Annotated in this window: 19 protein-coding genes and 3 pseudogenes; 8 read left to right on the top strand and 14 right to left on the bottom strand. The window is 70.2% G+C overall.

Annotated elements, in window-relative coordinates; genetic code table 11:
* Positions 1 to 37: 37 nt before the first annotated feature.
* Together nrdR and CHC05_RS13780 are read right to left on the bottom strand one after the other, a co-directional pair.
* Complete coding sequence (nrdR, locus tag CHC05_RS13775) at positions 38 to 541, bottom strand: transcriptional regulator NrdR (RefSeq protein ID WP_089248529.1); 504 nt, start codon at positions 539 to 541, stop codon at positions 38 to 40.
* A 994-nt stretch (positions 542 to 1,535) separates the two neighbouring features.
* Positions 1,536 to 1,814 (bottom strand): LysM peptidoglycan-binding domain-containing protein, encoded by a 279-nt coding sequence (locus CHC05_RS13780; RefSeq protein WP_179266166.1) that lies wholly within the window; start codon positions 1,812 to 1,814, stop codon positions 1,536 to 1,538.
* Between the two features lie 237 nt (positions 1,815 to 2,051).
* Between CHC05_RS13780 and lexA the strand changes: the two genes are divergently transcribed.
* Entirely contained in the window at positions 2,052 to 2,840 is a 789-nt protein-coding gene (gene lexA / locus CHC05_RS13785; protein WP_245870825.1) for a transcriptional repressor LexA, read from the top strand.
* A 425-nt stretch (positions 2,841 to 3,265) separates the two neighbouring features.
* On the opposite strand, the gene CHC05_RS13790 is transcribed toward lexA, so the two are convergent.
* Together CHC05_RS13790 and hflX are read right to left on the bottom strand one after the other, a co-directional pair.
* Entirely contained in the window at positions 3,266 to 4,894 is a 1,629-nt protein-coding gene (locus CHC05_RS13790) for a hypothetical protein (RefSeq protein WP_089248533.1), read from the bottom strand.
* Positions 4,895 to 4,949: 55 nt separating this feature from the next.
* Positions 4,950 to 6,350, bottom strand: a complete 1,401-nt coding sequence (gene hflX / locus CHC05_RS13795; protein ID WP_245870826.1) for a GTPase HflX — start codon at positions 6,348 to 6,350, stop codon at positions 4,950 to 4,952.
* A 169-nt stretch (positions 6,351 to 6,519) separates the two neighbouring features.
* On the opposite strand from hflX, the gene CHC05_RS13800 reads away from it, so the two are divergent.
* Positions 6,520 to 7,947, top strand: coding sequence for an NAD-dependent malic enzyme (locus CHC05_RS13800; RefSeq protein ID WP_089248535.1), 1,428 nt, complete (start codon positions 6,520 to 6,522; stop codon positions 7,945 to 7,947).
* 1,231 nt (positions 7,948 to 9,178) lie between these two features.
* Here the strand turns inward: CHC05_RS13800 and CHC05_RS42465 are convergent.
* From CHC05_RS42465 to CHC05_RS13820, 4 genes and pseudogenes are all read right to left on the bottom strand, one after another.
* A pseudogene (locus CHC05_RS42465) lies at positions 9,179 to 9,418 on the bottom strand (diaminopimelate epimerase); the annotation flags it as partial.
* Positions 9,419 to 9,883: 465 nt separating this feature from the next.
* Positions 9,884 to 10,492: pseudogene (gene dapF / locus CHC05_RS13810) on the bottom strand (diaminopimelate epimerase); the annotation flags it as partial.
* On the bottom strand, positions 10,489 to 11,406 hold the full coding sequence (gene miaA / locus CHC05_RS13815; protein WP_089248537.1) for a tRNA (adenosine(37)-N6)-dimethylallyltransferase MiaA: 918 nt from the start codon (positions 11,404 to 11,406) through the stop codon (positions 10,489 to 10,491). The gene miaA and the pseudogene dapF, both read right to left, overlap by 4 nt.
* Positions 11,403 to 12,083, bottom strand: coding sequence for a class III extradiol ring-cleavage dioxygenase family protein (locus CHC05_RS13820; RefSeq protein WP_179266175.1), 681 nt, complete (start codon positions 12,081 to 12,083; stop codon positions 11,403 to 11,405). Before CHC05_RS13820 ends, miaA begins: the two co-directional genes overlap by 4 nt.
* Before the next feature lie 239 nt (positions 12,084 to 12,322).
* Between CHC05_RS13820 and CHC05_RS13825 the strand changes: the two genes are divergently transcribed.
* Positions 12,323 to 13,531 (top strand): DUF349 domain-containing protein, encoded by a 1,209-nt coding sequence (locus CHC05_RS13825; RefSeq protein ID WP_089248541.1) that lies wholly within the window; start codon positions 12,323 to 12,325, stop codon positions 13,529 to 13,531.
* A 665-nt stretch (positions 13,532 to 14,196) separates the two neighbouring features.
* Here CHC05_RS13825 and CHC05_RS13830 read toward each other — a convergent pair.
* On the bottom strand, positions 14,197 to 15,057 hold the full coding sequence (locus tag CHC05_RS13830) for a DUF4262 domain-containing protein (RefSeq protein WP_179266167.1): 861 nt from the start codon (positions 15,055 to 15,057) through the stop codon (positions 14,197 to 14,199).
* 135 nt (positions 15,058 to 15,192) lie between these two features.
* Here CHC05_RS13830 and CHC05_RS13835 point away from each other — a divergent pair, with 135 nt between their 5' ends.
* Positions 15,193 to 16,779 (top strand): cellulase family glycosylhydrolase, encoded by a 1,587-nt coding sequence (locus tag CHC05_RS13835; protein ID WP_089248545.1) that lies wholly within the window; start codon positions 15,193 to 15,195, stop codon positions 16,777 to 16,779.
* A 52-nt stretch (positions 16,780 to 16,831) separates the two neighbouring features.
* Here CHC05_RS13835 and miaB read toward each other — a convergent pair whose 3' ends face one another.
* The gene (gene miaB / locus CHC05_RS13840; RefSeq protein WP_089248547.1) at positions 16,832 to 18,319 is read right to left on the bottom strand and encodes a tRNA (N6-isopentenyl adenosine(37)-C2)-methylthiotransferase MiaB; all 1,488 of its coding nucleotides are present in this window, start codon (positions 18,317 to 18,319) and stop codon (positions 16,832 to 16,834) included.
* Between the two features lie 29 nt (positions 18,320 to 18,348).
* A complete protein-coding gene (locus CHC05_RS13845; protein ID WP_144022582.1) occupies positions 18,349 to 18,768 on the bottom strand; it encodes a hypothetical protein in 420 nt (139 codons plus the stop codon).
* Positions 18,769 to 18,969: 201 nt separating this feature from the next.
* Between CHC05_RS13845 and CHC05_RS13850 the strand changes: the two genes are divergently transcribed.
* From CHC05_RS13850 to CHC05_RS13865, 4 genes are all read left to right on the top strand, one after another.
* Positions 18,970 to 19,728, top strand: coding sequence for an amino acid ABC transporter ATP-binding protein (locus CHC05_RS13850; RefSeq protein ID WP_089248551.1), 759 nt, complete (start codon positions 18,970 to 18,972; stop codon positions 19,726 to 19,728).
* A gap of 88 nt (positions 19,729 to 19,816) precedes the next feature.
* Positions 19,817 to 20,701, top strand: coding sequence for a glutamate ABC transporter substrate-binding protein (locus CHC05_RS13855; protein ID WP_089248553.1), 885 nt, complete (start codon positions 19,817 to 19,819; stop codon positions 20,699 to 20,701).
* Between the two features lie 80 nt (positions 20,702 to 20,781).
* Positions 20,782 to 21,456 carry an amino acid ABC transporter permease gene (locus CHC05_RS13860; protein WP_089248555.1) on the top strand — a complete coding sequence of 225 codons (675 nt, stop codon included), beginning with the start codon at positions 20,782 to 20,784 and terminating at the stop codon, positions 21,454 to 21,456.
* Positions 21,453 to 22,313 (top strand): amino acid ABC transporter permease, encoded by an 861-nt coding sequence (locus CHC05_RS13865; RefSeq protein WP_089248557.1) that lies wholly within the window; start codon positions 21,453 to 21,455, stop codon positions 22,311 to 22,313. The genes CHC05_RS13860 and CHC05_RS13865 overlap by 4 nt, the downstream gene beginning before the upstream one ends.
* Position 22,314: 1 nt before the next feature.
* Here the strand turns inward: CHC05_RS13865 and CHC05_RS13870 are convergent, their stop codons facing one another.
* The 3 genes and pseudogenes from CHC05_RS13870 to CHC05_RS13880 form a co-directional block, all read right to left on the bottom strand.
* A complete protein-coding gene (locus CHC05_RS13870; protein WP_281257667.1) occupies positions 22,315 to 23,070 on the bottom strand; it encodes an isochorismatase family protein in 756 nt (251 codons plus the stop codon).
* Positions 23,001 to 23,381 carry a VOC family protein gene (locus tag CHC05_RS13875; protein ID WP_089248559.1) on the bottom strand — a complete coding sequence of 127 codons (381 nt, stop codon included), beginning with the start codon at positions 23,379 to 23,381 and terminating at the stop codon, positions 23,001 to 23,003. Before CHC05_RS13875 ends, CHC05_RS13870 begins: the two co-directional genes overlap by 70 nt.
* A gap of 186 nt (positions 23,382 to 23,567) precedes the next feature.
* Positions 23,568 to 23,860: pseudogene (locus tag CHC05_RS13880) on the bottom strand (IS110 family RNA-guided transposase); the annotation flags it as partial.

Raw genomic sequence — 23,860 nt, forward strand, 5'->3', positions numbered from 1 at the left:
TCACCCGCCCCCTCGTTAACGAACACCTTCAAAAGCTTTACTTGGTACGCGTTTCCGCGTTGACAGCCGCGACGGCGGTGCTGTCCAGTCGCGCGGCGGCGGCCGCGCGGAGCGTCTCGATCTCGCGCTCGAAGTCGCTCAGCGACTCGAACGACCGGTAGACGCTGGCGAAGCGCAGGTAGGCCACCTCGTCGAGGTCGCGCAGCGGGCCGAGGATGGCCAGCCCCACATCGTGGCTGGGGACCTCGGCGGCCCCCTTGGCCCGAACGGTCTCTTCGACCTTCTGGGCCAGCAGCGCGATGGAGTCGTCATCGACCGGCCGCCCCTGGCAGGCCTTGCGCACGCCAGTGACGATCTTTGTGCGGCTGAACGGCTCGGTCACGCCGCTGCGCTTGACCACCGCGAGCACGGCCTCCTCGACGGTGGTGAACCGCTTGCTGCACTCGGTGCACGAACGCCGCCGCCGGATCAGCTGGCCGTCGTCGGCCTCGCGCGAGTCGACGACCCGCGAGTCGGGGTGTCGGCAGTAAGGACAGCGCATCGCCGACCCTCCTCTCTTGAACTGATCTCGCGGGTCACGTTAGTGCGACCCTCTGACACTTTTTGGCGGCGCCGGACGGGCCGCTCCCGCAGCCGATCTCGCGCACGCCTGTGGACAACGGCGAACCACCCGTCGGGGATGCCGCTGTGCACAACTTGTGGGCAAGGTGTGGGTAACTCTGTCGAGTCTACCCCTACCTGTGGACAACTTACATGCCTGTAACTACTACATCTAGGGGTTCGACCGTAGGCCGCCCGCGTCCCGGGGTCAAGTTGGGCGGGCGTGTCGCGACTGCCACGTTTCTGTCGCAACGAGGCTGGAGTGGCTCCTGTGACTCGCCACACGGGCCTCCGGCGGTCGCCGCCGGGGGCGGTTCCCGACCGCCCGGCCGGCCCGCAAGCCGCCAATCATGAGCCCGCGCCACGGGCCGACGCAAACATCGGGCCGAAGCACCCGATCCGGCGACGCGGACCCCCAATCCAGCGAAACGACCACCCGGAACAACGCCCTCCCCGCCCTTGCGGCAACTAACAAGCGGCGCCCTCGTGGAAGAGGGACGCGCCGACGAAGCGCTACCCGCCGCATGGCGAGGGTGAGCAGCCGGACAGGCCGGCGAAGAGCGCTCCGCCGTCCGAGCCACATCGCGGGCGGAAGACCCGCCAGGTTCGGCGCTGCGGGTCGCCCGCAGCGCAGAGCCCGCGGGCCCCAGCGCTGAGCCCTGCAGCCCGGAGCCCGCAGCCCGCGACCGGCAGCCCCCGACCCGCAGCCGCCGCGCGCGACCCGCAGCCCGCGACCCGCAGCCGCCGCGCGCGACCCGCAGCCCGCGACCCGCAGCCCGCCGCACGGGGCCTGCGGCGCGCAACCCCCAGAGCGCGGGTCGCGGCCGCAGCGCGCGACAAGTTCAGCCCGGTCTACCGCCACGTGGGTCGGTCGCCACCGCGATCGCCGGGTCCCCCAACCCCACGACCCCTGGCCGCCGCGTGGCGCCCGCTGCTCAGTCTGGTGGTAGGACGAGTTTCTGGCCCGCGTGGACCGTGAAGTCGTCCATGCCGTTCAGGCGGCGCACCTCGGCGATCACCGTGAACGGGCTGTTGCTCGGCCGGTGCCGGGCGACCACCGACCAGAGGGTGTCGCCGGGCTGGACCACCGCGACCGGCGGCGGTTGTGCGTGATCAGCGGCGCGGGACGCCGGCGAAAGGATCGCGGCCAACCCACCGACCGCGACGAGGAAAAGAACAACCAGGACCAGCCGGCCACGCCGCGTCAGACGCAAGCGTGGCTTCGGTCTGCTCGCTACCGCGCTCATCCCGACCCCCAAGATCGAACGCCAGTTCGATAGTACGGACGTACGATGGTGTATCAGAACAGGCGTTCGGATGTCGAGCCCAGCACGCGCGACACGCCGGACACGGATCTCGTACAGATGTTTGAAACTGTCTCAACCCACCGATACGGTCATGGTCACCCCAACCGCGAATTAGGGCATCACAGCCGACCAGGGAGGACGGACGTGTCGACCGACGACCGGGCGAGCCGGCAGCACCAACCGCAGAAGATCGCGTCCGAGGCCGCGTCGCCGAGCGCGCGCAAGCGAGGCGCAGCGCGGGCACGCGCCGCGACGTCTGAGGTCAGAGCCGTCGCGCCCGTGGTCAGCAGCTTCCCCGATGTGACCGCCTCCGAGCTCACCGCTCGGCAGCGACGAATCCTCGAGTTCATCCGAGATTGGGTGGAGCGATACGGCTACCCACCGAGCGTCCGCGAGATCGGCGAGGCGGTCGGGCTGGTGTCGCCGTCGAGCGTCGCCTACCAGCTCAAGGAGCTCGAGCGGAAGGGCTTCCTGCGGCGCGACCCCAACCGGCCACGGGCGGTCGACGTGCGACCGCCGGCCGACCTCGACGACGAGGCCGCGCGGACCCAGCGTCCCGCGCCCGCCTACGTGCCGATGCTGGGTCAGATCGCCGCCGGTGGCCCGATCCTCGCCGAGCAGGCCGTGGAGGACGTCTTCCCCCTCCCCCGCGAGCTCGTCGGCGAGGGTGAGGTCTTCATGCTCCACGTCAAGGGCGACTCCATGCTCGAAGCCGCGATCTGCGACGGCGACTGGGTGGTCGTGCGACAGCAGCCCACCGCCAACAACGGCGAGATCGTGGCAGCCATGCTCGACGGCGAGGCGACGGTCAAGACCTTCCAGCGCAGGGAAGGCCACGTCTGGCTGCTACCCCGCAACCCGGCGTTCGACCCCATCAACGGCGACGAGGCCACCATCATGGGCCGCGTCGTGGCGGTCCTGCGCCGCATCTGACGAAACAGCGCGGCCCGCCGGCCCAAACCGGCGGGCCAACGCACAAGCCAGACCAAGGGGCACACGCCAGCCCGATCCAGACCAGCAGGGCAACGCACAAGCAAGGCCGGAGTACGCGCCACCCGATCCGAGCCAGCAGGGCAACGCACAAGCAAGGCCGAGGCGTTCGCGCGGCCGAGCAGACCCACCGGAACAGCGTGTGCACCGAGACGCGGCGTGCACCCAGCCAGCTGATCCAGACCCGCGGAATACTGCGTCCAAGCGGCGATCCACACCGCTGCGGGCTGGCAGGTGACGCATCCCGTTTGCGGGCGCCCGCGTCGGGGGCCGGCGGGCCTCGATCGCAAGCTGCCGCGCTGCGGGTTTAGAGGCGGACCCGAGCCGTTACAGGCACGACCGCGGCAACGGCGAGCAAGAACGAGAGCTCAGCCCCGGTAACCGGAACCGACGTAGCCGTTTCCGTCGTAGCCGTCTCGGCCTCGCTGGTCCTGTGGGCCGTAGTCGTAGTCGTCCGGTGCACTGCGCTGCCGGCCGTAGCCGGCCCCGCGCTGCCCGCCCTGCTGCGGCGGCCCGTACCCCGGCTGCCCGCCCTGTTGCGGCGGCCCGTATCCGTCACCCTGGCCACCGGGCCCGCCACCATAGACGCCGCCACCGCGCTGGCCGCCGCCGCCGTAGACGCCGCCACCGCCACCGCGCTGCGGCTGGCCGCCGTAGACACCGCCACCCGGGGCTGCCTGCTGGCCGCCGTAGACGCCGCCGGCCGGGGCCGGTTGGCCGCCGTAGACACCGCCGCCGCCGGGCTGGCCGCCGTACACGTTGCCGCTGTTGCCGTCTTTGTCCCAGGTGGCCTGGTCCGGCGCCACCTGGCGGCCGACCCGCGCGCCACCCGCCGGCGGTTCGGCACCGCCGCCCGCGGCCTTCTTCTTGCGGGCCACGATGATGCCCGCGACGCCGGCGCCGACCAGGATCAGGCCGATCACACCGATCGCGGCGATCAGCGTCGTGATGTCTTTCAGCGACAGGTTGTCGAGGAAGGACCCGCCGCCACCGCCGGCCGCGCCGTCGGTCTTCGCGCCCGCGGTGGGCGGGGTCGGAGTCGCCGGCACGTAGCTGAGGATGTTGATCTCCGGGTCGTCGCCCAGGTTGCCGCCGTCGGAGACCGTGACGAACTGCTTGCCGTCGGTGGTGTACGAGATCGCCTCGCCGAACGGGTCGGTCAGGCCGGTGATCCGCGGCGCGGTGCCACCGGTCAGGGCGGCCACCACGTCACCACCGTCGGCGACGTCCCATTCGAAGGCATCGGCGTACGTGCGGAGAACGACCTTCGTGCCGTCGGCGGAGCGGGCCGCGCCCGTGACCGTGAGCCGCCCGGCCGCGTTGAGGAGGTTCGGCGTCTCGGTCTTGGGGACCGTGACGTCGCCGACCTTCTTCATCGGCACGCCGGTCGAGTTGCCGCTCTTGATCGCCGAGGCGGGGACGAACAGCTCGGCCGGGCCCGCCGACTTGGTGATCACCAGCGGGGTGCCGGCGCCGGTGCCGGTCATCACCAGCGCCTCCGCGTCGCGCGGCTTGTCGTCCGGGTAGACGAAGCGGTGCAGCGTCGGCTGCTTGCTGCCGTCGGCCGGGAGGCTCCAGAGCACGATGCTCTCGCGCAGGTCGTCGCTGGTGATGTTGTTGCCGGTGTCGGCAACCCAGAGGGTCTTGCCGTCCGGCGACAGCGCCAGGTCTTCGGTGTCGCGCGGGCCGCCACCCGGGTACGAGACGGAGTCGGTGACCTTGCACTTCTTGTCGAGGAAGAAGACCTTCTCGCGGCTCGACACGTCGGTGCTGTCGTTGACGGTGACGTAGCCCGCCTTGGTGGCGACCAGTCCCGAGAGCTCGACCAGCTTCGAGTCGGTGATCGCGCAGACCTTCTTGCCTTCGACGACCGCCGCGGCGCCGGCTGCGCCGGCGGGCGTGGGGGATGGAGCGGCCCATGCGGTGCCAAATCCGGCACCGAGCGCCGCTGCGACCACGCCCAGGACGACCGTGATCGAAGAGGAAGCGCGCGGCATCGGGCCAGTGTCGCACGTCGTACCGGCCCCGCGCCTCCCCCTCGTGATCTCCGCCCTATGCCGACACGTAGGGCACGAGCTCAGCCGCCAGCGCCGGATCGACGCGGACGTGCAGCGCGGTGCCCTCGGCGATGTGGGCCGTGCTCAGCACCTTGGCGCGGCGGTGCAACCGGGCAACCAGCTCACCGCGGTCGTAAGGCACCACGACGCGCAGCTCGACCGCCGGCCGCGGCAGGTGTGCCTCGAGCGTCGCGCGCAGCTCGTCGATGCCCCGCCCGGAACGGGCCGACACGAAGATCGCCTCGGGCCAGGACCGCTTGAGCCGGAGCAGCGTCTCCTCGTCGGCACTGTCGATCTTGTTGACCACCAGCAGCTCGCGAACGCTGTCGGCACCGACCTCGGCGAGCACCTCGCGGACCGCGCGCACCTGCTCCTCCGGATCGGGGTGCGCGCCGTCGACGACGTGCACCAGCAGGTCCGCGTCGGCGACCTCCTCCAGCGTCGAGCGGAACGCCTCGACGATCTGGTGCGGCAGGTGCCGGACGAAACCGACCGTGTCGGAGAGCGTGTAGATCCGCCCGTCGGCGTCGCGGGCCTTGCGGGTCGTCGGGTCCAGGGTGGCGAACAGCGCGTCCTCGACCAGCACACCCGCGCCGGTCAGCCGGTTGAGCAGGCTCGACTTGCCGGCGTTGGTGTAGCCGGCGATCGCCACGGCCGGGATCCCGTTGCGGTTGCGGCGGGCGCGCTTCGTCGCGCGTACCGTGCGAAGGCTCTTGATCTCACGCCGCAGCCGGGCGATCCGATGGTTGATCCGCCGGCGGTCGGTCTCCAGCTTGGTCTCACCGGGACCACGCACGCCGACGCCGCCACCGGCGCCGCCGCCCCGCCCGGAACCACCGGTCTGCCGGGACAGCGTCTCGCCCCAACCGCGCAGCCTCGGCAGCAGGTATTCGAGCTGGGCCAGCTCGACCTGCGCCTTGCCCTCTTTGCTCTTGGCGTGCTGGGCGAAGATGTCGAGGATCAGCGCGGTGCGGTCGACGACCTTGACCTTGGTGCGCTGCTCCAGGTTGCGAAGCTGCGACGGAGACAGCTCGCCGTCGCAGATGACGGTGTCGGCGCCGGACGACGTGACCACGGCGCGCAGCTCGTCGACCTTGCCGCGGCCGATGAAGGTCGCGGGATCGGGCCGGCCGCGGCGCTGGATCAGCCCCTCGAGCACCTGGGAGCCCGCCGTCTCGGCCAGGGCCGCGAGCTCGATCAGGGAGTTGTCGGCGTCGGTGACGGAGCCCTCGGTCCAGACACCGACCAGGACGACGCGTTCGAGCCGGAGCTGCCGGTATTCGACCTCGGTGATGTCGGTGAGCTCCGTGGACAGACCTGCGACACGACGCATCGCGTGTCGGTCTTCCAGCTCCAGCTCGCCGGTGGTGGGTTCGATGTCGGCAAGATCATCCACAGCGTGGAATGTGCGCAAAACAAGCCTCCTTGAACACCGATCGTGACACGCCCGCAGCGCGAGCGCATCCACAAATCGCGCAGGCGGTTGGCCGACCCGCTCTTACGTGGGCAAGAATGCGCTACGGCGCCGGCGCCGTGGCCCGCGCCGTAGGACGACGGAGGACCACGTGGCGACGACCCGCCTGCCCAGTGCTGGCTTTTCGATCACGATCCGGATCGGGGTGTTCGCCGACGCGTCGGCGATCGGCCGACTCACCACCTGCGTCGGGGAAGCCGGCGCCATCGTGACGGCGCTCGACGTCGTCGACTCAGACCCCACGACCGTTGTCGTCGACCTCACCTGTGACACCGCCGACGCCACCCACGCCGACTCGGTGGTCAAGGCGCTCGAAGCGCTCGAAGGGGTCGACGTCCGCAAGGTCTCCGACCGGACGTTCCTCCTCCACCTCGGCGGCAAGATCGAGGTGACGCCGAAGGTGGCGCTGCGCAACCGGGACGAGCTCTCCCGCGCGTACACGCCGGGTGTGGCCCGGGTCTGTCTCGCGATCGCCGAGAACCCCGCCGATGCCCGCCGGTTGACGATCAAGCGCAACACGGTCGCGGTCGTGACCGACGGTTCGGCCGTGCTGGGTCTGGGCAACCTCGGGCCCGCCGCCTCGCTGCCGGTGATGGAGGGCAAGGCCGCGCTGTTCAAGCGCTTCGGCGGGGTCGACGCCTGGCCGGTCGTGCTGGACACCCAGGACACCGACGAGATCGTGCGGATCGTGCAGGCGATCGCGCCGGCCTATGGCGGGATCAACCTGGAGGACATCGCGGCACCGCGCTGCTTCGAGATCGAGGAGCGGCTGCGGGAGCTGCTGGACATTCCGGTCTTCCACGACGATCAGCACGGCACGGCGATCTGTGTGCTGGCCGCGCTGACCAACGCGCTGCGCGTCGTCGGCAAGCGGATGCAGGACGTCCGGGTCGTCGTCAGCGGCGCCGGTGCGGCCGGCACCGCGATCATGAAGCTGCTGCTCCGGCAGGGCGTGGGCGACATCATCGCGTACGACCGGCCCGGGGTGCTGCACGCCGGCCTGAAGGATCTGCCCGCGTCGTGGCAGTGGCTGGTCGAGCACACGAACCGCGACGGCTACCAGGGCGATCTTTCCGGGGCGCTGCGGGGCGCGGACGTCTTCATCGGCGTCAGCGCGCCCAACCTGCTGACCGGCGACGACATCGCGGGCATGGCCGAGAACTCGATCGTGTTCGCGCTGGCCAACCCGGACCCAGAGGTCGACCCGCGCGAGGCCCGGAAGTATGCCGCCGTCGTCGCCACGGGCCGCTCCGACCAGCCGAACCAGATCAACAACGTGCTGGCGTTCCCGGGCGTCTTCCGCGGCATGCTCGACGCGCACGCGGAGGAGTTCACGGAGGAAATGGCGATCGCCGCGGCCCGTGCCATCGCGGACGTGGTGGGCGAGGACAAGATCAATCCGACGGTGATCGTGCCCAGCGTGTTCGACGCTCGCGTGGCGGTGGCTGTTGCGGCCGCGGTGCGGGCTGCGGCTCAGAGCAGTGCGGCTATTGCCGCGGTTGACACTTCCGCGCCTTAGGTCCCGGGTTCGCGGTGGTCCGGACCGTCGCTCCCGCCGGGCAAGCCTTGTTCGTCGTTGGTCGCGGTCGTTGGACGCGGTCCGGGGTCACGGCCAGGTTTCGGTTGGGCGCGGCCTCGGATCCGGACCATCGCCGCGGCGACGCCGTCGCTCGGCCACGCGGCCCCCGCGAACCCGGACCATCACCGCGACCACACCCTCGCTCGGCCACGCGGCCCCCGCGAACCCGGACCATCACCACGACCACACCCTCGCTCGGCCACGCGGCCCCCGCGAACCATCAACACGGCCAGGTCGTCGGTTGGCGCGGCTTTGGGCCGTCCCACGACCGGTTGCCGTTCGCGTGGCAGGGGGTCGCGCATTTGTAGGTTGCGGTCTTGGGCGGGGGAGGATGTCGTGCGCAGTGCCTAGGCGCAAAGGGCGCGCCTCTTATGGCTTTGCGCACGACATCCTCCCCCGCCCTGACCTACGCCAGCCTGCCGACTGCGATTTCTGCCGTGGGACACAGTCCATTGGCTGATCTTCGCTGGGGTTGACCATGCTGTTGGCTGGGGTATGGCGGCGTTCGGATGGCTTCCTTCGGCACGCGTCGCTTGGCCGAGACGACTGATTCGGCGGTGCGGGCCCCTCCGCTTGGCCCGCCGCCGATGACCCGGGGCGCCCGGCCGGTTGGCTTGCCGCGGCTCAGCTCGCGTTTGAGGACACTTTGGATTGCATCCTCGTTCGCCTCCGGGCGGGGTGCTGGGCGGGGCAAAGGGTCTGGGCGGCGCGGCGCGTGCAGGGCGTCGGAGATGCGTGTAAGCCACCTGGTCGAGCTGGTCCACGACGTTCCATGCAAGCAGCCGTTGCTGGTAGTCGGCGGGCCGAGGTTCGACGAGTTTGTGCGATCAGCTCGCTCGGCCTGGGAGCGCGGCAATGGCGTATCCGCGCGCTGCGGGACGCCTTCTGGCACTCGCCTTCGTCGTCGCGGCGGTAACGGCGGCGGCCATGCACCTACGTTCTGCTCGACGGGCGGGCTACGTCCGCACGCCTCGCGCGCACCTCCCGCGTTCTTGGCCGTTGGTGTCATCGGTCTGTGTCCAGCTGGCCGCTTCACCCGAGCAAGATCAACTGTCGGGTGGAGTTCGATGCCTCACTGGGCCGGTCCTGCCCGCGCCGTGCAGTCCGTCGGTGGCTTCATCGCGGCGCGACGGATTTGGCGCGGGCCGGACGGGCTCGCGTGGGTAGCTGGTTAGGCGGTCGGAAGGGTTTCGCCTGTGGCTACCAGGACGGCTGGGCCCGTGAAGACGCAGGTTTGGCCGTCCAGGGCGACCGTTAGCCGGCCCCCGGGTACGTCCACCGCTACCACGCCCGTCTGCTTGCCCGCGTCGCGTAGGGCGACCGCCGCTACCGCGATCGCGCCCGAGCCGCAGGACAGGGTTTCGCCTGAGCCGCGCTCGTAGACCCGCATCGCGACGTGCGCGTCCACTCCCACCGGGACCGGGCGCTTGTCGACGGCGATGTGGCCGAACTCCCCGCCTCGGCGGTCGACGGCGATGTGGCCGCGGTCCGGCTGAGTCGGCGGCGGCGAGTCGACGGCGATGTGACCCTGCTCGCGCCGATCAGCCGGCGGGGTGTCCATCGCGATGTGACCGCGCTCCGGTCGGCCCGCCGGCGGCGAGTCGACAGCGATATGACCCTGCTCCCGCCGATCAACCGGCGGCGAGTCCACGGCGATGTGGCCACGGTCCGGGCTGTCCACCGGCGGCGAGTCCACCGCGATGTGACCCTGCTCCCGCCGGTCCGCCTGCGGCGAGTCCACGGCGATGTGACCGCGATCCGGGCCGTCCACCGGCGGCGAGTCCACCGCGATGTGACCGCGGTCTGGGCCGGGGCGGCGGTCTACCGCGATGTGGCCGAAGGTGGCTGACTCGCTGCCGCCCGGTACGACGAACTCGACGTTGACGCCCGTCGGGAAGGCGGCCCGGTCGTACGACGGGGCCGTGGTCAGGTCCAGGTCTCCTAGCGACATGCCCGACGGCAGGGCGCAGACCAGGTGGGGGTTGCCGACGTCTACTGACGTGCCGGTGAAGGTCAGGCCGTTGACGGTGGCGGTGGAACCCGGGCCCACGCGCGGGAGCGGAAGGATCACCGAGACCTCGGTCGGGGTGACCGTGGCCTGGACCACGCCCGCGCGGGTGGCGATCGGGAACGTCGCTCCGTCGACCAGGGCCTCCGTGGCCAGGAAGCGGGCGAAGACGCGTACGCCGTTGCCGCACATCTCGGCGATGGAGCCGTCGGCGTTCCAGTAGTCCATGAACCACTCGGCCTCGCCGGCCAGGTCGACCGCGTGGGGGTGCTTGGCCGCGCGGACCACCCGTAGGACGCCGTCGGCGCCGATCCCGAAGCGGCGGTCGCACAGTGCCGCCACCGTCTCCGGTGTCAGGCCCAGCACGCCGTCCGGGTCCGGGAGGATCACGAAGTCGTTGCCGGTGCCGTGCCCCTTGACGAACCGCACCACTGCCCCCTTGTCGAACCGCCCCCCAACAGATACGCCGACCATCATGGCGCACCCGCCCGCTCCGCGTGGACCGCGTGCAGAGCCGTGGGGACCAGGGACGGGTCCGCGCCGTCCAGCCAGGTGATCCGCGGGTCGCGGCGGAACCAGGTGCGCTGGCGGCGGACGAAGCGCCGGGTCGCCCGGATCGTCTCGTCGTGCGCTTCCTGTTCCGTCGACTCTCCGGCCAGAAACGCCAGGACCTGCTGGTATCCGAGTGCGCGGCTCGCCGTGCGGCCCTCGCGCAGGCCTTCCGCGACCAGGCCGCGGGTCTCCGCGACCAGGCCCGCCGACCACATGGCCGAGACCCGCGACGCCACTCGGGCATCAAGTGTCTCGCCGGCCACATCGACCCCAATCTGCACAGAGGGATAAAACGGCACCGGCGCGGACGGCAGGGCGGCCGCGAACGGCTGGCCCGTGAGGGTGATCACCTCGAGCGCACGAACGATCCGGCGGCCGTTGGTCGGCAGGATTCGAGAGGCCGCGACAGGGTCCGCAGCGCGCAACCTCTCGTGCAGGGTCACCGCACCGACCGCCGCCAGCTCCGACTCCAGGGACGAGCGCAGCGCGGCGTCCGTACCCGGGAAGTCGAACTCCTCCAGAACCGCCCGCACGTAAAGGCCGGAGCCCCCGACCAGCAGCGGCACCCTGCCCCGGGCGAGGATGTCGTCGATCGCGGAACGGGCCAGGCGCTGGTACTCGGCCACGCTCGCCGGCGAGGTCACGGGCCAGATGTCCAAGACGTGGTGCGGAATGCCCCGCCGCTCGCCGACAGGCAGCTTGGCGGTGCCGATGTCGAGACCGACGTAAAGCTGCATCGAGTCGGCGTTGACCACCTCGCCGCCGAGCTCCTCGGCGAGCGCCAGGCTGAGCGCGGTCTTGCCCGCGGCGGTCGGGCCGACCACAGCGACAACGGTCATGCCGGGGTCCAGCTGGCGACGAAGTACCCGACGCCGTACGGCGCGCCGTAGTAGGACAGGTCGCCCTGCCACGTGCCGCCGGCCGCGCCCACCGCCCCGGCCAGGGCCTGGAACGCCGGCCGCCCCGCCACGCCCAGCTCCGCGGAGACGGCCGGGTCGAGGTCGTGCAGGGCCGGCAGGTCGACCGCGGCCAGCGCCGCCGCCAGCGCGTCGTCGTACGGCTCCGCGCGCGGGTCGTCGTACCCCGGCGACTTCACGCCGCGCGACGCAGACCCGTCGCCCATCACGAGCAGCCCCCACGGGCCGTCGGGGGCGCAGCATTCGCCGAAGGCGCGGCACGCGTCGGGCGATGCGTCGGCGGCGATGCCCTGCATGTTGACCATGACCGGTTGCCGCGGCGGGTGTTGCCGCAACAGCCACGCGCCGATCACCAGGCTCAACGGCAACTCGCGGCTCTCCAGCGGGTCGTGCGGGCCGAGCGAGACGTCGAGGTCGACGCCCCACGGGCGCAGCGAGCCGCGCTGGGGCGGGTCATAGGACGTCATGGCCGAATCGGCACCGAACACCACGATCTGCCGCGCACCGGCCTGGCCCAGCGTCGTGACCGCGCTCGCGCAGGCGGAACGCAGGTCGTCGAGCTCGGCGGCGGCGGCGCCGGCCACCTCCGGGACGATCATGGGCGGATGAGGACAGACCGCGACAGCTACGAGGGTCACGGCATAACGGTATCGGGGGTGCGGTCCGTACCCGCCGGATTCCCGCCCCGGTCTCCGTATGGTCACGGTCGCCAATAGGCACTCGACGCTGACGGGGTGGGACCTGTGACAATGCAGCGGTAACAATACTGCGCTATGGCGACGCCCGAAGGGTGCATTCCTTGCATTCCCGACGGAGTCGGACGAACGAGGATGGGCAGATGAGCGACTGGACGGCCTTCGGACGCGTGGACGCGGAGGGCACGGTTTACGTCAAGACGGCCGATGGGGAGCGGGTGGTGGGCTCCTGGCAGGCCGGGTCGCCTGAGGAGGGCCTGGCCCACTTCGCCCGGCGGTTCGCCGACGTGGTCACCGAGGTCGACCTGGTGCAGGCCCGGATGGGCTCCGGGGCCGCCGACGCGGCGCACTCCCTCGCCACGATCCGCCGCATCCGCGCCTCGCTGCCGGAAGCGCACGTCGTCGGCGACATCGACGGGCTCGTCGCCCGGCTCGACAAGCTGGCCGAGTCCGCCGAGGCGAAGGCCGGCGAGGCCCGTGCCGCCCGGGAGACCGCCCGGGCCGAGGCGCTGGTCCGCAAGACGCAACTCGTCGAAGAGGCCGAGAAGATCGCCGCCGAGTCCACCGGCTGGAAGTCCGCCGGCGACCGGCTCAAGGAGATCCTCGACGAGTGGAAGACGATCCGCGGCGTCGACAAGAAGTCCGACGGTGAGCTGTGGAAGCGTTTCGCGGCCGCCCGGGACGGCTTCACCCGCCGCCGCGGCGCGCACTTCGCGACCCTCGACGCCCAGCGCAAGACGGCGCAGACGGCCAAGGAAGACCTGGTCACCGAGGCGGAGTCGCTGCAGGAGTCAACCGACTGGGGCCCCACCGCCGCCCGGCTCAAGGACCTGATGACCGAGTGGAAGGCGGCGCCGCGCGCCTCGAAGGAGGCCGAGCAGCGCCTCTGGGAGAGGTTCCGCGCCGCCCAGGACGCCTTCTTCACCAACCGCAGCGCCGTGTTCAGCGCCCGCGACGCCGAGCAGCGCGGCAACCTGGAGCGCAAGCAGGCGCTGGTCACCGAGGCCGAGTCGATCGACGTCGACTCCGACCCGCGGGCCGCGCAGGCGAAGCTCCGCGACATCCAGGCCCAGTGGCACGACGCGGGCCGGGTTTCCCGCGACGACGCCGCCAAACTCGACCGCCGCATCCGCGCGGTGGAGGAGAAGGTCCGGCTCGCGATGGACTCCGCGTGGCGCCGCACCGAGCCGTCCGCCAACCCGCTGCTGGTCCAGATGCGCGAGCAGGTCGCCGAGGCCGAGCAGCGCCTCGAACGCGCCCGCAACGCCGGCGACGCCAAGCGCATCCGCGAGGCCGAGAACGCCCTCAACCAGAAGCGCCAGTTCCTCAACCTCGCAGAGCAAGCCAGCTAAATCCTTAAGGACAAATCTTGGTCCCGGGCCCAGGGGGATCTGCCAGGCAAGATCAAGGTCTATTTCAGACCTAAGGCTTGGTCCCGGGTCCGCGGTGGCCCGGACCGTTGCTCCCGCCGGAGAACGGGCCGGGCCCTAGGGGGCCCGTCCCTGCCAGGTCCGCAGTGGGTCAGCGGACCCACAAAGAATTGTCGGTGGTGGCTGGCACACTCCGTGCATGAGCTACGACTTAGCGGCACGGACCCGCGGCCCGCCCGGCACCGCGCAACTGTCGTCTGGCCTGCCAGCGCGGCACCTCGAGCCGTGACGCGTAGTGGTTGGCCGCTTGGCAGCGCGGCACTATGAGCCGTGACGCATAGCGGTTGGCTGGACCGCCCACGCGCCGCCTCAAGCTGCGACGCGAAGCGGTTGATCGCACCAAACGCGGCACGCCAACGGCAACGCGAAGCGGTCGACCGCACACCAAACGCGGCACGCCAACGGCGACGCGAAGCGGTTGACCGCACCGCAAGGCCACGACAACCGGCGACGCGACGCGAAGCGAAGCGGTTGACTGCACCGCAACGCAGCACCTCAAGCCGCGACGCGGACCGCTTGCCCGCACCGCAACACGCCACGTCAACCGGCGACGCCAAGCGGTTGGCCGCAACGCGGGCAGGGGCACGTCAGCTGGTGACGCGTAGCGGTTGGCTGGTGCGCCAGGCTGCGGTGCTTTCGGTGCGTTGCGGGTCCGACGACGGTGTGCGTTGCCAGGTGCCGTCGGTGGCGAGGGTGGCTACGTGGCCGGTGGGGAGGTCCGAGAGCGCGTTCAGTGACGGGTGCTGTTCGACGGCGTGGCCCAGGTAGGCCAGGCACAGGTCGTCTGCCGCGTAGCCGCGGGCGTCCAGCACGTCGAACCTGCCGTCGTCGAAGGCGACCACGGCCGGCGAGGTCCGTCCGGCCAGAAGGGAGCGTGTGGTCAGGGCCCAACTGTCCGGCTCGGCCGGCAGCGGGAAGTCGTTGCCGAACGTGCCTACGAGGCGCCAGCTTCCAGCCGGGTGTGCCGAGACCGGCAGCCAGCCGAACGCCTGCCGGGTGCGGCTGCTCACGGTGGCCTCGTCGTTCCACGGCCACCGGCCTGCACCATCCGGCCAGACGAGCTGCCAGACGGGGACGGACCAGCCGCCATAGAACCTGTAGGCCGTGCCGAACAGGGCGGCGCGCCAGGACTCGTCGACCGGGCGCAGCATCGTCTCGTGGCCTTCGATGACGCCGGTGAACGGGGCTTCGGCGGCTGGCCAGCCGATGTCGCGCAGGCGTTCCACGCAGGTGTTGAGCCACAGCTGCATGTGTTCGCCGGCCAGGCCGAACATGACGATCTCGGGGATCTGGAAGGAGTGCCACAGACCGACCGTGTACGCGAAGTCGACCGTGCCCGGCACCAGCAGCGAACACCAACCGTGCTTCTCGACGGTCGCGATGGTTTCCGTGTCACGGCCGCGGCGGACCCCGCCGCAGATCACGCACGGGCAGGCGGGATCTTGCACGCGGGGATCGTACAACCCTTGACCAGACGCATCGATCGCGATCAGAATGGGCGGCGGAGCCAGGGCACGCACCGCGAGAGGCGCCGATGACGGCGCGCGCGGAATTCGTACCCCCGCGAAATGGAGCCCTGGCACATGCAACGCAAACCTGTTCGCGCCGCGCTCGTTGCGGTTCTGGTCGCGGCGGCGACCGTCCTCGTCGCCGTCGGGCTGACCTCCGGACCGGCGCTCGCCGCCGGCACCGGGACCGGCTACCTGCGGACGAGCGGCAACAAGATCGTCGACAGCACCGGTGCGACCGTGCGGCTCACCGGCATCAACTGGTTCGGCATGGAGACCGACAACCGGACCTTCCACGGCCTGTGGTCGAGCAACCCGTGGCGCAACCAGGTCGACACGATGGCCAACCTCGGTTACAACACGCTGCGCATTCCCTATTCCAACGACGCGCTCAAGGCCGGGGCGACCGCTACCGGCATCAACGACTTCGTCAACCCCGACCTGGTCGGCAACTCACCCCTGCAGATCCTCGACAAGGTCATCGCGTACGCCGGAAGCAAGGGCATGCGGGTGATCCTCGACCGCCACCGGCCGACGAGCGCGCAGCAGACGGCGCTCTGGTACACGGCCGCGGTGCCGGAGAGCACGTGGATCAGCGACTGGCGGATGCTCGCCCAACGCTATGCCAACAACCCGACCGTCATCGGGGCCGACCTGCACAACGAGCCACACGCCGAGGGCACCAACCCGGCCGCGACCGGAGCCTGCTGGGGCTGCGGTGACACCAACCGCGACTGGCGGCTGGCCGCCGAGCGGGCCGGCAACGCGATCCTCGGCGTGCAGCCCAACTGGTTGATCTTCGTCGAGGGGGTGAGCTGCCCGAGCGGCGGACTGTCCAATGTGTGGGACGGGGATACCAGCAACGACGAGGACTGCGGCTGGTGGGGCGGCAACCTGAGCAGGGCCGGCCAGTTCCCGGTGCGCCTTTCGGTGGCCAACCGGCTGGTGTATTCGCCGCACGACTACGCGATCTCCGTCTACCACCAGAGCTGGTTCGACGCGCCGGACTACCCCGCCAACCTGCCGGCGATCTGGGACAAGTACTGGGGCTACCTGTTCAAGCAGAACACCGCCCCGATCATGTTGGGCGAGTTCGGCACGACGTTGGCCGATCCCAAGGACCGCGTCTGGCTCACGAACCTGATGTCCTATCTGGGCAGTGGGGTCAACGGCATGTCGTTCACCTACTGGTCGTGGAACCCCAACTCCGGTGACACGGGCGGCATCGCCAACGACGACTGGACGACCATCAACCAGGCGAAACAGTCGATCATCTCGCCTTATCTGATCGCGCCCACGGGAGGCGGCGGGCCAACCACGGGCCCGACCGGCGGGCCGAGCACGCCCCCGGCCCAGGGTGACTGCGACGCCACCTACCGCCAGACCAACGCCTGGCAGGGCGGCTTCCAGGGCGAGCTCACCGTGACCAACCGCGGCACCGCGCCGGTGAACCCCTGGCGGGTGACCTGGACCTGGCCGTCGGGCGTCACGCTGGGCAGTGGCTGGAACGCCACGGTCACCCAGTCCGGCACGACGATCACGGCGGCGGCGCCGACGTGGTCCCCGGCGCTCGCACCGGGCGCGTCGGTCACGATCGGCTTCACCGCCAACGGCACGGCGGCCGCACCAGGCGCGCCGGCGCTCAACGGCGTCGCCTGCTGAAGGAACCGGACCGCGGCGGCGGGTAGCCAACGGCCCGCCGCCGCCCGGGCCTTCACTGCACCGAGCAGGCCGATTCGGTCGGCAGCGGCTGGATCGGAGGGCGGCCCACGGACGGCATGCCCAGGCTGACGCCCGGTGTGCGCGGCGCCCGACCGGCCTCGAACGCGTCCCCCGCCCGGGTGCGCCGGTGCGACAACGGCTCTCCGTCGGCGTTGAGGTGGTGCGGCGCCGCGTAGCTGACCACGGTCTCGACCACGTCGCCCGGCCGGATGCCGTCCAACGAACCCGTCGCGAAGTGCACCAGCCGCCCGTCGCGGGCCCGGCCGGACATCCGCCCGGTGCGCTCGTCCTTGCGCCCCTCGCCGACCGCGACCAGCACCTCGACGCGCGAGCCGACCAGGGCCTGGTTCTCCGCCCAGGTCGTCTCCTCGACGACCTCCATCAGCCGCTCGTAACGCTCCTGGACCACCGCCTTCGGCACCTGGTCGTCCATTGTGGCCGCCGGGGTGCCGGGACGCGGCGAGTACTGGAAGGTGAAGGCGGACGAGAACCGGGCCTGCCGCACCACGTCCAGCGTCTGCGCGAAGTCGGACTCGGTCTCGCCCGGGAAGCCCACGATGATGTCCGTGGTGATCGCCGCATCGGGCATCGCCGCGCGTACCTTGTCGATGATCCCGAGGTAGCGCTCCTGGCGGTAGGACCGGCGCATCGCCTTCAGGACCGCGTCGGAGCCCGACTGCAGCGGCATGTGCAGCGAGTGGCAGACGTTCGGCGTCTCGGCCATCGCCGCGATCACGTCGTCGGTGAAGTCCTTTGGGTGCGGGCTGGTGAACCGCACCCGCTCCAGGCCCGAGATCGACCCGCAGGAGCGCAGCAGCTTGCCGAACGCCAGCCGGTCGCCGAACTCGACCCCGTAGGAGTTGACGTTCTGCCCGAGCAGCGTCACCTCCAGCACACCCTCCGCGACGAGGGCCTCGACCTCGGCCAGGATCTCCCCCGGCCGCCGGTCCTTCTCGCGGCCGCGCAGCGACGGCACGATGCAGAAGGTGCAGGTGTTGTTGCAGCCGACCGAGATCGAGACCCAGCCGGCGTACGTCGACTCGCGCCGGGCCGGCAGCGTCGACGGGAAGACCTCGAGCGACTCGAGGATCTCGACCTCGGCCTCGGCGTTGTGCCGGGCGCGCTCCAGCATCGTCGGCAGCGAGCCGATGTTGTGGGTGCCGAAGACGACGTCGACCCAGGGCGCCTTCTTGACGATCTCGCCGCGGTCCTTCTGGGCGAGGCAGCCGCCGACCGCGATCTGCATGTCGGGCCGGCGCATCTTGGTCGGTCGCAGGTGGCCGAGGTTGCCGTAGAGGCGGTTGTCGGCGTTTTCCCGGACGGCACAGGTGTTGAAGACCACCACGTCGGCGTCATCAGCCTCGGCGCGGACATAGCCGGCCGCCTCGAGCAGCCCGGAGATCCGCTCGGAGTCGTGCACGTTCATCTGGCAGCCGTATGTGCGCACCTGGTAGGTGCGAGGGCCCGCTGTAGTAGTCATGACCCCTACAGGGTAGCCGCCGGGAAAGCTCAGGCGGCCAGCCCCGGGACCACCCGGTCGGGGGTCCACCGCGACTGCTGGCACGGCACCCGCTGGCGGAGGCACCACGGGTCGTGACCCGTGCACGGCCGCAGGTTGGACCGCGCCTCACCGTCGTCGGTCTCGACCACGTCCACGTGTACGGGTCGCAGCGTGCCGTCGGTGGTCGCCAGCACGTGCCGGTCGGGGATCAGGGTGTCGTCGGCCAGCAGCACCCGGCGCCGCAGCAGGGCCGCCACCTCGGCCGCGGCGGCCGGCTCGGCCACCTCGAACGGCGGCGCGTAGCAGTCGATGCCGACGGGAAACTCGCCGACGCCGAGCCACACGTCGCAGAGCACCGCGTCACCCGGTGGGTCGTCGTCACCCAATGGAACGACGGCACAACCGGTGACGACACTTAGTGCGCGCATGACCACGGAAGGTGTCAGGGGCTCTTCCGCGTGCCAGTTCCACATCGCGGAGCCCGTCGCAGGGACCGGAGGGATCGCCATACCAATGATCGTGCCTGCCTGTGGGCGTGCCCGTCTGCCGCGTTACCGCTCCGTGACCGTTCGAGACCCGTCCTGGCACATCGTCACCCTTAGAGTGGCTGCATCCAGAGGGAGGGGTCGATGGTCGCGAGTACCACGTCGCAGGAGCCGCTGATCGTGCTCGACAAGGTCAACAAGTTCTTCGGCGACCTGCACGTTCTACGCGACGTCGACCTGTCGGTCGGTCGTGGCGAAGTCGTTGTCGTGATCGGACCGTCCGGTTCGGGCAAGTCGACCCTCTGCCGCGCGATCAACCGGCTGGAGACGATCAACTCCGGTCAGATCACGTTCGACGGCAACACGCTGCCCGCCGAGGGTCGCGCACTGGCGCGGCTCCGCAGCGACGTTGGCATGGTGTTCCAGTCGTTCAACCTCTTCGCACACAAGACGATCCTGCAGAACGTGACCCTGGGTCCGATCAAGGTACGCAAGGAAAAGCCGGAAGAGGCCCGCAAGCGCGGGCTCGCGCTGCTCGAACGGGTCGGCATCGCCAACCAGGCCGACAAATACCCGGCCCAGCTCTCCGGCGGCCAGCAGCAGCGCGCGGCGATCGCGCGAGCGCTGGCGATGCAGCCCAAGGCGATGCTCTTCGACGAGCCGACCAGCGCCCTCGACCCCGAGATGGTGGGCGAGGTCCTCGACGTCATGACGTCCCTCGCCCGTGAGGGCATGACGATGGTCGTGGTCACCCATGAGATGGGTTTCGCGCGGCATGCGGCCAACCGCGTGGTATTCATGGCCGACGGTCAGCTCGTCGAGCAGGCCGAACCTGGCGAGTTCTTCGCCAACCCGCGCAGTGACCGGGCCAAGGACTTTCTCTCAAAGATCCTTACGCACTGATCTCACCCGTTCTTTCGACTCACGATCCTGCACACCAAGGGATCCGGCCGCACCGGCGCCGGGTCTCCTTCACGAGAAGGAGAAGTACATGCGGATGACGCGCGTTGCGGCCACCGCCGCGGCCGCCGTGCTCGCGCTGACGATGGCAGCCTGTGGCAGCGACGACGGCAGTGGCACGGGTACGGGCACGGGCAGTGGCACCGGATCGGGCAACACCGCGACCGGCGTCGTCGGTAAGGCGGCGTCCGGCTCGCTGAAGATCGGCGTCAAGGCCGACCAGCCGGGTCTCGGCCTGCAGACCGGCACCGCCTACGAGGGCTTCGACATCGAGATGGCGAAGATCATCGCCAAGGGTCTCGGCATGCAGGAGTCCGGCATCCAGTACGTGACCACGGTGTCGGCCAACCGCGAGCCCTACATCCAGCAGGGCACCGTCGACCTGGTGATCGCGACCTACACGATCAACGACGAGCGCAAGACGAAGGTCAACTTCGCCGGGCCGTACTTCATGGCCGGTCAGGACCTGCTCGTGCCGGCCGCCTCGACGATCACCGCGCCGGAGCAGCTCGCCGGCAAGAAGGTCTGCTCGGTGACCGGCTCGACCCCGGCGAAGCGGATCCAGGAGAACTACAAGGACGCTCAGCTGCAGCTCTTCGACTCGTACTCGAAGTGCATCACGGCCCTGGCCGGCAACCAGGTCGACGCCGTGACCACCGACGACATCATCCTCGCGGGCTACGCGTCGCAGTCGCAGTACGCCGGCAAGTTCAAGGTCGTCGGCAAGCCCTTCTCCGAGGAGCCCTACGGCATCGGCCTCAAGAAAGACGACAAGGCGAGCTGCGACAAGATCAACGAGATCCTGAAGGCGGCCGCGACCGACGGCTCCTACAAGGCGGCGTGGGACAAGACCCTGGGCGCCAGCGGCAAGGCCGCGCCGGAGCTCGACGTCAGCAAGCTGACCAACTGCGCCTGACGCGCGACGCGCGGGGCCGGCGGCGGACACGCCGCCGGCCCCGTACGCGGTAACAAGCCAGATAGAGGGAGGAGCGGGGCGTGCCCGTGTTCAGCGATCCCGCCAACTTCGACATGTACGTGTCGGGGTTCATGTGGATCCTCAAGATGACCGGGGTGTCGGCGGTGCTGGCCCTGGTCCTCGGCGTACTGCTCGCCGCGATGCGGGTCTCGCCCGTGCCGGTGCTGCGCTGGTTCGGCGCCGCGTGGGTCAACATCTTCCGCAACACCCCACTCACCCTGATCGTCTTCTTCTGCTACTTCGGCCTGTACGCGACGCTGAGCGTCTCGTTGAGTGACGACATCGACCTCAACAACTTCTGGCTCGGCGTGGTCGGCCTCTCGGTCTACACGGCCGCGTTCGTGTGCGAGGCGCTGCGCTCGGGCATCAACACGGTGCCCGCCGGCCAGGCCGAGGCGGCGCGGGCCATCGGACTGACGTTCGCGCAGACGCTGCGGATCGTGGTGCTGCCCCAGGCCGGCCGCGCGGTGATCGCGCCGCTGGGGAGCGTCCTGATCGCGCTCTGCAAGAACACCACCATCGTCGGCACGATCGGCCTGCTGGAAGCCAGCAACATCATGAAGCAGCTGATCAACGACAATGGTGACCAGGTCATCCTGATCTTCTTGGTCTTCGCCGGCACGTTCGCTGCCGTCCTGATTCCCGTCGGCTACCTGTTCGGCTGGCTGGCCAACCGACTGGCGGTGAAGCGGTGAGCGGCAACCCGGTTCTCTACGACCACCCCGGCCCACGGGCGCGGGTACGCAACGCGGTCCTGACCGTCGTCTTCGGCGCGCTGATCCTCGCGGTGCTCTACTGGATCTACCGCAAGTTCGACGAGAAGGGCCAGTTCGCGGCGGTCCTCTGGGAGCCCTTCCTCAAGGGCGCCACGTGGAACAACTTCATCATCCCGGGCATCGAGGGCACGCTGAAGGCGGCCGCGACGGCGATGGTGTTCGCCCTGGCGTTCGGCCTGATCTTTTCCGTCGGCCGCCTCTCGGACCACCGCTGGATCAGCGTCCCGGCCGGCATCGTGGTCGAGTTCTTCCGTGCGGTCCCGCTGCTCCTGATGATCTTCTTCATCTCCTACGGCGTGCCGTTCCTGATCCAGTCCTCGGTCCCGCCGTTCTGGTCGGTGGTCATCGGGCTGACGCTCTACAACGGCTCGGTGCTGGCGGAGGCGTTCCGCGCCGGCGTACACGCGGTGCCGAAGGGCCAGTCGGAAGCGGCGTACGCGGTCGGCATGCGCAAGAGCCTCGTGATGCAGCACATCCTGGTTCCCCAGGCGGCCCGCGCGATGCTGCCGGTGATCATCAGCCAGCTCGTGGTGCTGCTGAAGGACACGGCGTTGGGCTACATCGTGTCGTACCCGGAGCTGCTCCAGCTCGGCGTCAACGTGCTGTCGGCCAACTTCGGCAACGTGGTCCAGGCGGCGATCGTGGTCGCGGCCATCTACATCGTGGTCAACTTCGGCCTGACCAGCCTGGCCAGCTGGATCGAGCGCCGCAGCAAGCGTCGCGGCACCAAGACCCAGCCCGTGGGTCCACTCGTGGACGGCGGCGCCGGAGCATAGGTCAGGCCTTGACCAGGTCCACGACCTCGTCTGTGGCACGCACGTCGCCGAATGTCCGGTAGACCGTGTGCAGCGCGGCGTTGTGGTCCTGGTCGCGGTTGGCGGCGTTGGCGTCGGCGACGAACACGACCCGGTAGCCGAGCGTGCTGGCATCGCGCGCCGACGACTGGCAGCGGACGTTGGTCCACGTCCCGGTGATCACCACGGTGTCGACGCCGCGGGCAATGAGCAGCTCGGGCAGCGGGCACCGGCCGGGAAAGAAGGCACTGCGCGCCGTCTTCTCCACGACCAGGTCGGCGGCGTCGACGTCGAACTCGTGCCAGAGCCCCTCGCTGCCGCTGCGCGCGTAGCGGGCGGCCACCTCGGGCCCGAAGAACTCCTCGTCGACGGGTGCCGGCTCGACGAAACCGGGCAACACCCACGCGACCGTCCCGCCGGCGGCCCGCAGGACGGTAGCGAGCCGCACGATGTTCGGCACGATCCCGAAGGTGTACGCGTTCTCGCGCACAAAGAACGGCACCATGTCGACGACAACCAATACGATACGAACGGCGTCGAGGCCGACGTAGGCATGCCGGCGGCCGCGGCGGCGTTCGTGCCGCTCGTACTCGCGCTCCTCGACCCGCCACGCGGGGCACCCTGCGCTCCATGCCGCGAAGCTACCGGCGTTCGGGCCGTCGCGGTGGGTCAGAGGGGGTTGAGGCGGGCCTTGAGCAGGCAGAACTCGTTGCCTTCGGGGTCGGCCAGGACGTGCCACGGCTCTTCGCCGGTCTGGCCGACGTCGGCCGGGCGCGCGCCTAGCTTCAGTAGGCGTTCGAGCTCGGCTTCCTGGTCGCGGTCGGTGGCGTTGATGTCGATGTGCAGTCGCGACTTCGCGTTCGCCGGCTCGTCCTCGCGGCTGAGGATGATCGTCGGCTGCGGACCTCCGGCGCCTTGCCGCGGGCCGATCTCCAGCGAGCCGTCGGCCTCGCGGTCGAGCACGACGAAGTCCAAGACCTCGCACCAGAAGCGCGCCAGCACCTCAGGATCGCGGCAACTGAGCACGAGCTCACTGATCCGAGCCGCCATCACAAAACCTGCTCTCACTCCGGAAACATCGGCGACGGTACCCCGAGAGTCCGAACCCGAGCGAGACGATTCCGCACCACGCCGGGTGGGCTTTGTGCTGGTTTTGGGTTGAGAGTGCGTCCCGCGGACCTGGCAGGGCGAGGGCCGATCCTGCCCTCGCCCGGTCTCCGGCGGGAGTGTCCTGTGTCAACCCTCGGGTTGTTGATCTTGGTGGAGGAGGGTTTGGAGGGCGCGGTGTCGGTTCGGGTCGTAGGGGGTGTTGGTGGTCCAGCATTTCCAGATCACGGCGAGCCAGGCGCGGGCGAGGATTCTGACGGCGTGGGGGTGGCGGTGGCCGCGGGCGCGGGCGTGGTTGTAGAGGTGCGCGGCCCAGGGGTTGGTGTGGCGGGAGTCGGCGGCGAAGTCGCAGACCGCGCCGCGGAGTTGTTTGTCGACCGCCCAGCGGAACGTGACCACGCGGACCTGTCCTGATTGGCGGG

The sequence above is a fragment of the Asanoa hainanensis genome (genome assembly GCF_900188485.1).
GTDB lineage: Bacteria > Actinomycetota > Actinomycetes > Mycobacteriales > Micromonosporaceae > Asanoa > Asanoa hainanensis.

Excerpts from the sequence above, each read along its gene's own strand:
- CHC05_RS13845 (WP_144022582.1), bottom strand. The coding sequence starts at position 18,768 with ATGCGCGCACTAAGTGTCGTCACCGGTTGTGCCGTCGTTCCATTGGGT.
- CHC05_RS13825 (WP_089248541.1), top strand. The coding sequence starts at position 12,323 with ATGAGCGACTGGACGGCCTTCGGACGCGTGGACGCGGAGGGCACGGTT.
- CHC05_RS13850 (WP_089248551.1), top strand. The coding sequence starts at position 18,970 with ATGGTCGCGAGTACCACGTCGCAGGAGCCGCTGATCGTGCTCGACAAG.
- CHC05_RS13835 (WP_089248545.1), top strand. The coding sequence starts at position 15,193 with ATGCAACGCAAACCTGTTCGCGCCGCGCTCGTTGCGGTTCTGGTCGCG.
- CHC05_RS13790 (WP_089248533.1), bottom strand. The coding sequence starts at position 4,894 with ATGCCGCGCGCTTCCTCTTCGATCACGGTCGTCCTGGGCGTGGTCGCA.
- CHC05_RS13855 (WP_089248553.1), top strand. The coding sequence starts at position 19,817 with ATGCGGATGACGCGCGTTGCGGCCACCGCCGCGGCCGCCGTGCTCGCG.
- CHC05_RS13875 (WP_089248559.1), bottom strand. The coding sequence starts at position 23,381 with ATGGCGGCTCGGATCAGTGAGCTCGTGCTCAGTTGCCGCGATCCTGAG.
- miaB (WP_089248547.1), bottom strand. The coding sequence starts at position 18,319 with ATGACTACTACAGCGGGCCCTCGCACCTACCAGGTGCGCACATACGGC.
- miaA (WP_089248537.1), bottom strand. The coding sequence starts at position 11,406 with ATGACCGTTGTCGCTGTGGTCGGCCCGACCGCCGCGGGCAAGACCGCG.
- nrdR (WP_089248529.1), bottom strand. The coding sequence starts at position 541 with ATGCGCTGTCCTTACTGCCGACACCCCGACTCGCGGGTCGTCGACTCG.
- CHC05_RS13820 (WP_179266175.1), bottom strand. The coding sequence starts at position 12,083 with ATGATCGTCCCGGAGGTGGCCGGCGCCGCCGCCGCCGAGCTCGACGAC.